The sequence below is a fragment of the Sphingobacterium shayense genome, from assembly GCF_013179575.1.
Lineage (GTDB): Bacteria > Bacteroidota > Bacteroidia > Sphingobacteriales > Sphingobacteriaceae > Sphingobacterium > Sphingobacterium shayense.
Window position 1 is genome coordinate 22,278 of the sequence record NZ_JABMCQ010000025.1, and the last position, 10,848, is coordinate 33,125.

Consider the following 10,848-nt stretch of genomic DNA (forward strand, 5'->3'; position numbering starts at 1 on the left):
TATTTTTTCACCTCATACCCAATAAGTTATAAAAATTACGAAATAATTACATGGCTCAATCTATTCAAAAGACGCTTATTGCACAAACCGTAAAGGCGGTACAAGATCTTTATCAGGCTGAATTAACTCCCGAACAAGTATCCCTGCAGGAAACTCGTAAAGAGTTTGAAGGGCATATTACCCTTGTTGTATTCCCTGTAACACGTTTTTCCAAACGATCTCCTGAACAGACGGCCGAAGCAATTGGCGGGTGGTTGCAAGAGAATGTGGAAGAAATTTCCGGATTTAACGTAATCAAAGGATTTCTAAATATCAGCTTATCAGAAAAATATTGGATACGCTTACTTAACGAGGAGCTCGTCGACCCTTCTTTTGGAAAATTCCCGTCGAATGGAAAGAAATTGATGGTTGAATACAGCTCTCCAAATACTAATAAACCTTTACATCTAGGCCATATCCGCAACAATCTATTAGGATACTCTGTAGCTGAAATTTTAAAGGCATACGGTTACGATGTGATCAAGGCGAACTTAGTGAACGATCGCGGAATCCATATATGTAAATCCATGCTTGCCTGGCAATTATTCGGAAAAGGGGAGACTCCTGAATCCACTGGATTAAAAGGCGACCATTTGGTAGGGAAATATTATGTCGTATTTGACAAAGAATATAAAAAGGAAATTGAGGCGCTGAAGCTCCAAGGTTATTCCGAGGAAGAAGCTAAAAAAAATGCCCCTTTAATCAAAGAGGCGCAAGCGATGCTACAGCAATGGGAAGCAGGCAATTCCCAAGTCATCGACCTTTGGAGGACGATGAATGGCTGGGTATATGCTGGTTTTGATAAAACCTATAAGCAATTAGGGGTAGATTTTGATAAATTTTACTACGAATCGAACACCTATTTACTTGGGAAAGATATCATACAAGAGGGATTAGACAAAGGTGTATTTTTCAAAAAAGAAGATAATTCCGTTTGGATCGATCTTTCAGATGAAGGGCTGGACGAAAAACTAGTTCTGCGTGGCGATGGTACTTCCGTATATATAACGCAAGATCTAGGAACTGCGCAGCTAAAACACGATGAGTTTAAAATGGACGATTCGATTTACGTGGTTGGAAACGAACAGGATTATCATTTCAAAGTTCTTTTTCTCATTTTAAAGAAATTAGGTAAACAATGGGCCCAAGGACTATTCCATCTCTCTTACGGCATGGTAGACTTGCCTTCAGGAAAAATGAAGTCTCGTGAAGGTACGGTTGTGGATGCTGACGATTTGATGAACGAGATGATTGAAACAGCAAAAACCAGGACTGAAGAATTAGGAAAAACGGAAGGTCTATCTGAGGATGAAAAAAACGCATTATACCAAACTATTGGTATGGGCGCACTGAAATATTTCTTACTAAAAGTTGATCCTAAAAAACGCCTCTTGTTTGACCCAAATGAATCAGTTGACTTTCAAGGAAATACCGGTCCATTTATACAATATACACACGCTCGTATCAAATCGATACTACGTAAGGCAAATTACAGCAAAGAAATACCTTTAAGTAATCCTTCTTATCTATCTGTATATGAACAAGATTTGATTCAAGTATTAGGAAATTACCCTTCGGTGCTCGAGGCTTCAGCAAAGGAATTCTCCCCGGCACAACTGGCAAACTATGCTTATGATGTAGCAAAGATCTACAACAAATTCTATCACGAGGAGTCTATTCTTAAAGCGGAAGACCTCCAGGTTAAAAACTTCCGTCTGCATTTGTCTGAAGCTGCCTCCCGAATAATTTCAGAAAGCATGCGTTTATTAGGTATACATGTACCCGAAAGAATGTAACAACAAACAATAACTCGTTGTTATTTAGCGATATACAAGGTAAAAAATGCGCGCGCTTGTTTTTTTAAATGAAAAAAAACTTAATGCATAGCTAAAAGAAGAATAACACCGTTTTATTTTAACGAGAACAGAAATAACATAGGAAATAGCGAAACAGCAGGCGCTTTCCTCACAAAAAAGGCTAACGCCCATTAATGTGTCTCCTGCTTGAAACTTATGAAAGTTTATAAAATTGGACTTATTGGATTTTCAATCGGCGGTCAAGTATTTCACGCCCCCTTTATAGCTGGCAATCCTACCTTAAAATTATATAAAGTAACTGCGCGTAAACAGGAACAAAAGGAACTGCTCGCTCATCGATACCCTGAGGCAATCGCTGTACAGTCAGCGGATGACATCATTAACGACCCTGAGGTAGACATTGTGGTGGTAGCGACATCAAACGACGTACACTATTCCTTAACAAAACAAGCGTTACTTGCTAATAAGCACGTCGTTGTGGAAAAACCATTTACAAATACGACTGCCGAAGCCGACGAACTAATAGCCATCGCCGAGCAACGCGGCGTATTACTAACCGTACACCATAATGCACGGTTCCACTCCGATTATAAAACCGTCCGCCATGTAATACAAACCGGGATAATTAGCTCGCTGGTTAACTATGAAGCCCGATATGATCGATTCCGCAATTATTTGCGCGAAGGAGCGTGGCGCGAACAAAGTGGCCCAGGGTCCGGAATACACTACGATTTAGGTGCTCATCTTATCGACCAGGCGCTACAATTATTTGGTGCGCCGGAATGGGTTTTTGCTGACCTGAGAAAACAGCGTGAAGGAGCTAATGCAATCGATGACTTCGAGTTTATATTAAGTTATCCGAAATTAAAGGTCTCTCTCAAAGGACAAATGCTCGCTAAGGAAGCAACCAATCGGTACGCACTATACGGATGGAACGGCTCGTTTGTGAAACCTGGAGTAGATCCTCAAGAAGAGCAGTTACGTGCAGGGGTATTACCGCATGAAGTACCAAACTGGGGGCAGGAAGATCCGAATAACTATGGCCGATTATCAGTCGTCAAAGACGGAACAGACAAACAGTCCCTTATCACAAGCCTGCCCGGATCGGGACAAGACTTTTATAAAAATTTATCGGATACGCTGAACAAAACATCATCTCTTTTTATAACGGCTGCGCAAGCACGTGATGTCATTCGGATTTTGGAAGCCGCGGAACAGTCTTGGCGTGAAAAGCGAGCAATAGACATGAAAGACGAACTTATTGCATATTAATGGAATATGACGCGCTGATCATTGGGGCAGGGGCATGTGGACTCATGTGTGCTGTACAGGCTGGTTTATTGGGAAAGAAGACCTTAGTCCTAGAAAAAAATGACAAGGTCGGCTCTAAAATATTAATCTCCGGCGGAGGAAGATGTAATTATACAAATCTTCACACCTCTGTTGAAAATTTCGTCACACAGAACCCTAATTTTCTACATTCTGCATTCTCGGCATGGTCTGTCCAGGACACTATTAATTTCTTCGAAGCATATGGCCCTATTCGAGGCGAAGAAAAAACACTTGGTCAGCTTTTTCCGACAACCAATAAAGCAAAAGACATCGTAGCTGTCTTCACTAAATTAATGTATCAAACAAAACAAGATGTTTGGTTAAATACGGACGTGAAATCGGTTGAAAAGTCATCTGATGGATATGTTGTATGGATGGAGAAGAATGGTAAAAACCACTCTATTTCTACGAAGAGTGTTGTCTTTGCTTCCGGCGGGTTACCCGTAGCAAAGCTTGGAGCATCGGATTTTGCGATCCGAACAGCCCAGAAGTTCGGGCTGTCAATTGTAGAAACGGCTCCTGCGCTTGTTCCGCTCACCATCACCGGTAAAGATGCCGCATGGTACGCGTCCCTCGCAGGCAACTCGGTGTATTGCAAAGTATATAATGACAAAATTTCGTTTCTAGAAAACATATTGTTCACACATTGGGGATTAAGCGGGCCGGCGATACTCCAAATCTCTTCATACTGGCGTCCAGGGGAAACATTCACCATTGACCTTTTGCCGCTAAACTCCATGGAGCAAATTATAAAACTCGAACGTGAGCAGGGCGGGAAGCGTACGGTGGGACAGCTCTTGCAATCATTTTTTACAAGAAAAATGACCGATGCTTTAGATAAATATTTGCCTCTCGATGTCAAAATTGCTTCGCTAGGGAAAAAAGATGCAAAGCTTATTTGCGATACGATCCACAAATTTACAGTAAAACCAGCAGGCGATAAAGGTTACGACAAAGCCGAGGTCATGCGGGGAGGCGTGAGCACGGACGAACTGCAGCCTAGGACGCTTGAATCAAAGAAACATCCTGGATTGTATTTTGGTGGAGAGGCCGTGGATGTGACCGGATGGCTTGGCGGTTACAATTTCCAGTGGGCGTGGGCATCCGCTTATTTAATCGCACAATCCATCCCTAGTAAAACCACATAACAATCTACCACATAGATACTTAATGAACGATCACAGGTTGTTTTAAAAAAAATACATATATTACCGTCTTTAAAGCATTAAAAAACAAAAGCTTTAAAATATTGGCTTATTATCACGAAATTTTATATGGCCCGTGTATAGTAAAGCCTAAACATTGGCAAGTGTTTCCAACTAAACGCCAATGACCTTATAAATCTAAGTATTTTATGAAACAAAGAAAACTAGCATTACATTGGAAAATCATCATAGGCATCGTACTAGGGGTACTCTTGGGAATTGCATTAATACAATTCGCATGGGGTAAGCAATTTGTAGTTGACTGGATTAAACCGTTTGGGACAATCTTCGTTAACATGTTAAAACTTATAGCAATTCCTTTGATCATCGTTTCGCTTGTCAAAGGGATTGCTGACCTAAGAGATATCAATCAATTATCTAAGATGGGCCTAAGGACCTTTTTTACATATATTGTTACCACGGTGTTTGCCATTTCTGTTGGTTTGATCGTCGTTAATGTTGTTAAACCCGGCACTTTCATTTCCGATCAAACACGCACGGAAATGTTGGGATCTTTTGGAGGAGATGTTGAGAAGCTCTCGGAGGCTCAGCAAAGCGTGTCAGCATCGGGCCCGCTACAGCCCTTGGTTGACGTAGTGCCTGAAAATATATTCGGCGCAGCAAGTTCCAATGGAAATATGCTTCAAGTTATCTTTTTCACCATTTTAGTGGGGATAGGGCTTGTCATGTTACCCGAGGAAAAAAGTGCGCCGATTACTAAAATTTTTGATTCTGGGAACGAACTTATGTTAAAAATCGTCGATATCATTATGACGATTGCTCCGTACGGGGTCTTTGCACTGATGACAAGCTTAATTGCCGAATCGCCTTCCTCAGACATCTTCGTTGCTCTCGGTGCATACGGACTGACCGTACTAATAGGTCTTTTTATTATGACGTATTTGGTTTACGGTGCACTTCTTAAATTTTATGGTGGCGTAAATCCTATTGACTTCCAAAAGAAACTAGCACCAGCTCAGCTAGTAGCCTTTTCAACAAGCTCCAGCGCTGCGACATTACCGGTGACAATGGAACGCGTAGAAGAGCACATCGGGGTGGATAAAGAAGTCAGCAGCTTTGTTTTACCCATCGGCGCAACTATCAATATGGATGGAACGAGTTTGTATCAAGGAATCGCTGCTGTTTTTATTGCGCAGGTATTCGGACAGGACCTATCATTAACCCAGCAGCTCACCATTTTGTTAACGGCAACGCTTGCATCGATAGGTACTGCAGCTGTTCCCGGAGCGGGTTTACTGATGCTCGTGATTGTATTGGAATCGATAGGGGTGAACCCCGCAGGAATTGCCCTTATATTGGCTATAGACCGACCATTAGATATGTGTAGGACAGTGACCAATGTCACCGGAGACGCTACGGTAGCGGTGCTGATTAACAAAATGACTGGACGACAACTAAAACCAACTGCTACAGAAGATTGATTTTAGTAATATTCCTATTTAAAATTCATACTTTTGCAACTGAAGCAAACCTGTTCTATCGCTGTTCCCTAGGGAAAAGAGGAAAGTCCGGGCAACATAGAGCGACACGCTTCCTAACGGGAAGGCTTCCAAATTGCTGGAAGACAGAAAGTGCCACAGAAAATATACCGCCTGCTTTCGGGCAGGTAAGGGTGAAAACGTGAGGTAAGAGCTCACGGTCTTGCGTGGTGACATGCATTACGGTAAACCTCGTGTGTTGAAAGATCAAATAGGTTGCGAAATTAGAAGGCTGCTCGTCTTCTACTACTTCTAAGGTAGTATTCGCAATGGGTAGATCGATTGAGCCTGCATGTGAATGCTGGCCTAGATAAATGATAGAAGTCCTTCAAAAGGATACAGAACCCGGCTTATATGGTTTGCTTCTTTTTTTCAATTTGATTTAATATTTAATTATAACTATTTTGTTGACTTAACAGTAAGTTAAAATATATATGACTACAATCTTAATAATTGACGATGAACGTCCAATAAGAAGTTCACTTCGAGATATTTTAGAATACGAAGATTATAAGGTATTTGACGCAGATAATGGGCCAGAGGGATTAGAAATATTAAAGAAGGAAAAAATAGATCTTGTACTTTGCGATATTAAAATGAACAAGATGGATGGAATGGAAGTCCTGACTGCCGCACAAGATATTTCCGAAACACCATTTATCATGATTTCAGGTCATGGAACAATCGAAACAGCCGTGGAAGCCGCCCGTAGGGGAGCATACGATTTTTTAGAAAAACCCCTCGATCTAAACAGACTACTAATTACTGTGCGAAATGCACTCGAAAAAGGGACTCTTGTTAAGGAAACGAAAGTTCTAAAAAAGAAAGTATCGGGAACAAAGGAGATCCTCGGAGAGTCTTCGGGAATATCTTTAATTAAGGAAACTATCGAGCGTGTTGCGCCGACTGAGGCGCGCGTTTTAATAACAGGAGAGAACGGTTCGGGAAAAGAACTTGTTGCACGTTGGTTACACGAGAAATCTAACCGATCGACAGCAGCGCTTGTCGAGGTAAACTGTGCTGCTATACCATCAGAACTAATCGAATCTGAATTATTTGGACATGAAAAAGGGTCATTTACTTCTGCTGTTAAACAGCGGATAGGAAAATTCGAACAAGCCAACGGAGGAACGCTCTTCCTGGATGAAATTGGAGACATGAGCCTTTCCGCGCAGGCAAAGGTTCTACGTGCTTTACAAGAAAATAAGATTACTCGAGTGGGGGGCGAAAAAGAAATTGATGTTAATGTGCGGGTAATTGCAGCTACAAACAAAGATTTGTTACAGGAGATTGAAAATGGAAATTTTCGTATGGACCTTTTCCATCGTCTTAGCGTGATCCTCATACATGTACCATCACTGAACGATCGTACTGAGGACATACCTATTATTGCAAGCAATTTTTGCGAAGAGATTTGTGGAGAATATAATATCCCAACAAAATCCATTACTGACAACGCTATGAAAGCTTTGCAAATGCTGTCATGGACCGGAAATATACGCGAACTTCGAAATATGATTGAACGTCTGGTCATCCTAAGTGATAAAAAAATTACTGAAAAAGAAGTCGCATTGTACGCAAATCCCGCAGGGCCAAGTAGCAATGGCTCGAATTTGGAAAATAAAAATGGTAGCACTTTCGATTTTGAACGGTTCGAATCGTTCCAAGACTTTAAAGACAACGCAGAGAAGGAGTATATTAACTTTAAACTAGACAAAAATGGATGGAACGTTTCAAAAACGGCCGACGACATTGGCATCCAACGAAGCCATCTTTACCACAAAATAGAAAAATTTGGTTTGAAGCGCACGGAATAGCCGGATGCAAGAGAATAAAAAAGGTGCTTTACTACATTGTAAAGCACCTTTTTAGTGAATACTGTCCACTACATTTACTAATCGTTAAATTTTCGTTTCTGTCTTCGATATAATACAATAATTATTGCCAGTAAAATGATTACACCTATTACTATACTTCCTACAGAAGAACTACTTGATGGTGTTGCCACGGAATCAATTTGTGTTGCTTGTAGGTGAGTTGAAAAATAGCTTAATAAAATTAATAACCCAATCTTTCTCATAATTTCTACCTCGTTTTATAATTAAGGTTAATATACCGCTTTTATTGGTCAAAAGCAAGCAATTTGGATGAACAAATTGTTATTTTAACACAAATTAAACATTACTTTCAATCGGAAAAATCAAACAGACTGAACAATTACCTTAAAGGATGTAAAATTGAAATTCTTACTATTATTTTTCAACCTTTTCTTCAATTAATTCCCGTGCCTCTCTTAATATTCGTTCGATTTTATCCTCATTTAATTGAAGTACACCTAAAAATCCAGTATTACCCAGTAGATCAGACACGAGTATACAATTGTTTTTTAATAACAACGACTTTTCCTGATCAGAAAGGGTCGTCAAACAGGTGACAGGATAAAGACCTTTATTATCAACACGTAACTTAATACTACTTTCTACAGGATAATCCCATGAAAGCAGGTTAATCTTATAATATTTAGCAAAATCCTTAGAATCACTTGTTAGATAAGCGTTAGTGACCAACCACCCATCAGTAAACTTATACTCACGGTCAAAAAATCTAAATGCTCGCTCGGAAATATCTTTTACACGGGACATAAAATACATCGGAGTCGTTACCGATATTTTAGCTTCCACATCATTTCTGAATTTGCATTCAATAGCAAGCAAACTATCCTTCTTGGCAGCAACAACATCAATTTCATGAGTAACGGCGTGTCCCTGAACAGTTTGTCCGGTTATCGTTTGATATCCTTCACAGGCAAATAATTTTCCTATCCACTGTTCAAAATAAAAACCTTCAGGCCCTAGTTCTCGCAATGCCTTTTTTAGGGAATATCGCGCTGCGTATGAATCTTTATGCAACTTTAAACTATCATATGCTAATTCATAAAGTTCTTTGGTACTTATTCCGTCGTACAATTTATCCTGTATGGACGAGTATACATGTTCTACCTGCTCTTGTGTAGCCCCCGAACGTATTAACGAATGTTGAAGGTTTCCGGGTTTAAAAGGAACCAGCTCTCCAGAGTATTTTTTTACGTTAATCATATATTTCTATTTAAAACACCATAATATCAAAAAAAATATCGAGAATCCCATCCACTACTTAAAACATTCTACGCAATCTACATGTTATATCACAAAGACGAAGATCATGAGTATTATAGAAAATGTGACTGAAAAAATAAAAGACAAAATTGACCAAGCTTGCGATAACGGCAGAATTCCAGATTCAGAACGCTTGTTATCAGTTATTGCCGGCGGATTTATCTTAGCATACAGCGTTAAATCCGTCATAAAGAGCCCCCTCACGGCCTTTTCAGGACTAACGCTGGGCGGTGCACTACTCGTTAGAGGAGTGACAGGAAAATGCGCAATAAAAGGCGCACTAGCGGAGGGGCAAGATGACTTGACTCATACGGTAGTTGAACATCGTTATTTTGTTAAATAAAAAATCATTTACAGACTTTTCTATTATTGATAAATAGACGATTTAAAGGACTTGATTTTGTGTAAATTTAAAACAAAAATCGATTCGTATGAAAAAAGTCGTTGTATTCACAGGTGCTGGAATCTCCGCCGAAAGCGGTTTAAAAACATTTCGTGGGCAAGACGGGCTTTGGGAGGGATATAACATCGAGGAGGTTGCTACTCCAGAGGGATGGAAAAAAGATCGACAGCGTGTCCTAGAATTTTATAATATTCGCCGGAAACAGTGCATCGCGGCAATTCCAAACGCAGCCCATTTCGCCATCAAAAAACTCGAAAATTTCTATGATACATGCGTAATTACGCAAAACATCGACGATCTACATGAACGCGCCGGCAGCAATAACGTCTTACATCTACACGGTGAAATTCGCAAAGCGCAATCCACACTAAACCCAAAATTTGTCTACACAATGCAAGCTGATGAAATTAACATCGGAGACACCTGCGAATTAGGTTCCCAATTGAGACCGCACGTAGTTTGGTTTGGTGAAGCTGTCCCCAATCTTGCTAAAGCCGAAGAAATAACACGAGAGGCGGATATTTTTATTGTCGTCGGCACTTCACTTCAAGTATATCCAGCAGCAAGCTTATTAAATGAAATCAAGGTTGGATGCGAGGTATATATGGTCGACCCTCAGGCTCATAACATCCGGGCCGGATCACATATCAAATACTACGCAAAGACGGCTACTGAAGGGTTACCGGAATTGTTAACATTTTTAACCAAATAAAATTCGGTATCAATATTCATTTATCTATAAATAAGGTGTTTATGTTTTTTATGTAGAGAATCACTATACATGAAATATTCGAACAGAGCGATGTTTGAGAAATATTGCCAAATAAAATTCTGAACCTTCATCAACTTTTAAATAAGTAGTTATATGTCAAGGTAATACATGCTAAATATAAACTAATTATTCATATCGATCGTATGCGGAAAGGAACGATTTTCGCATACTATCAAAAGCTTCTAACACATCTTTTATAAACGTTTCATCAATTAACTCAAAGACACCGTTTACCCCGCCGATAACATCTGCCTCAGCAATTTTATAAGATTGTTCGAGTGTACCTTGTTCAAATTTGATAATGAATTTTTGATTCATTGCAAATATCGAAATTTTACAATCTGGATGGGGGAGTTCTGCTACTATCCGCATTTTGAAAAAAAAATAAAAAAGCTGTCAAAATTGACAGCTTCTTCGAAATTACGTTTTAATTCTGATTAAACCAATCCTTGTGCTTTCATTGAAGTCGCTACTTTAATAAAGCCACCAATATTTGCACCTTTTAGATAATTTATATATCCATCATCCTCCTTGCCATATTTAACACAGGTCTTATGAATGTTTAGCATAATACCTTTAAGGCGATCATCAACTTTTCCACTAGACCATTGTTGTCTTAGACTATT

General features: G+C 39.7%; 9 protein-coding genes, 1 other RNA gene and 1 pseudogene. 8 read left to right on the forward strand and 3 right to left on the reverse strand.

The annotated features are described in order from the left end of the window. Positions 1 to 50: 50 nt before the first annotated feature. The 6 genes from argS to HP439_RS05160 all read left to right on the forward strand — a co-directional run bounded on the left by argS (position 51) and on the right by HP439_RS05160 (position 7,709). Positions 51 to 1,835 carry an arginine--tRNA ligase gene (gene argS, locus HP439_RS05135; RefSeq protein ID WP_172389273.1) on the forward strand — a complete coding sequence of 595 codons (1,785 nt, stop codon included), beginning with the start codon at positions 51 to 53 and terminating at the stop codon, positions 1,833 to 1,835. A gap of 216 nt (positions 1,836 to 2,051) precedes the next feature. Continuing rightward, the gene (locus tag HP439_RS05140; protein WP_172389274.1) at positions 2,052 to 3,128 is read left to right on the forward strand and encodes a Gfo/Idh/MocA family oxidoreductase; all 1,077 of its coding nucleotides are present in this window, start codon (positions 2,052 to 2,054) and stop codon (positions 3,126 to 3,128) included. Further along, positions 3,128 to 4,336, forward strand: a complete 1,209-nt coding sequence (locus tag HP439_RS05145; RefSeq protein WP_172389275.1) for a BaiN/RdsA family NAD(P)/FAD-dependent oxidoreductase — start codon at positions 3,128 to 3,130, stop codon at positions 4,334 to 4,336. Before HP439_RS05140 ends, HP439_RS05145 begins: the two co-directional genes overlap by 1 nt. A gap of 206 nt (positions 4,337 to 4,542) precedes the next feature. Beyond that, positions 4,543 to 5,835: a dicarboxylate/amino acid:cation symporter gene (locus HP439_RS05150; RefSeq protein ID WP_172389276.1), complete on the forward strand. Its 1,293-nt coding sequence runs from the start codon at positions 4,543 to 4,545 to the stop codon at positions 5,833 to 5,835. Between the two features lie 42 nt (positions 5,836 to 5,877). Further along, an RNA gene (gene rnpB, locus HP439_RS05155) (RNase P RNA component class A) lies at positions 5,878 to 6,261 on the forward strand. 65 nt (positions 6,262 to 6,326) lie between these two features. After that, positions 6,327 to 7,709 (forward strand): sigma-54-dependent transcriptional regulator, encoded by a 1,383-nt coding sequence (locus tag HP439_RS05160; protein WP_172389277.1) that lies wholly within the window; start codon positions 6,327 to 6,329, stop codon positions 7,707 to 7,709. 435 nt (positions 7,710 to 8,144) lie between these two features. Here HP439_RS05160 and HP439_RS05165 read toward each other — a convergent pair whose 3' ends face one another. Continuing rightward, the gene (locus HP439_RS05165) at positions 8,145 to 8,987 is read right to left on the reverse strand and encodes an ATP cone domain-containing protein (protein WP_172389278.1); all 843 of its coding nucleotides are present in this window, start codon (positions 8,985 to 8,987) and stop codon (positions 8,145 to 8,147) included. 106 nt (positions 8,988 to 9,093) lie between these two features. Between HP439_RS05165 and HP439_RS05170 the strand changes: the two genes are divergently transcribed. Both HP439_RS05170 and HP439_RS05175 read left to right on the forward strand, forming a co-directional pair. Continuing rightward, positions 9,094 to 9,390: a YgaP family membrane protein gene (locus HP439_RS05170; RefSeq protein ID WP_172389279.1), complete on the forward strand. Its 297-nt coding sequence runs from the start codon at positions 9,094 to 9,096 to the stop codon at positions 9,388 to 9,390. Positions 9,391 to 9,478: 88 nt separating this feature from the next. Continuing rightward, complete coding sequence (locus tag HP439_RS05175; RefSeq protein WP_172389280.1) at positions 9,479 to 10,162, forward strand: SIR2 family NAD-dependent protein deacylase; 684 nt, start codon at positions 9,479 to 9,481, stop codon at positions 10,160 to 10,162. A 186-nt stretch (positions 10,163 to 10,348) separates the two neighbouring features. Here the strand turns inward: HP439_RS05175 and HP439_RS05180 are convergent, their stop codons facing one another. Further along, positions 10,349 to 10,540, reverse strand: coding sequence for a hypothetical protein (locus HP439_RS05180; RefSeq protein WP_343043511.1), 192 nt, complete (start codon positions 10,538 to 10,540; stop codon positions 10,349 to 10,351). A 119-nt stretch (positions 10,541 to 10,659) separates the two neighbouring features. Continuing rightward, positions 10,660 to 10,848, reverse strand: a pseudogene (locus HP439_RS05185) (NADP-specific glutamate dehydrogenase); the annotation flags it as partial.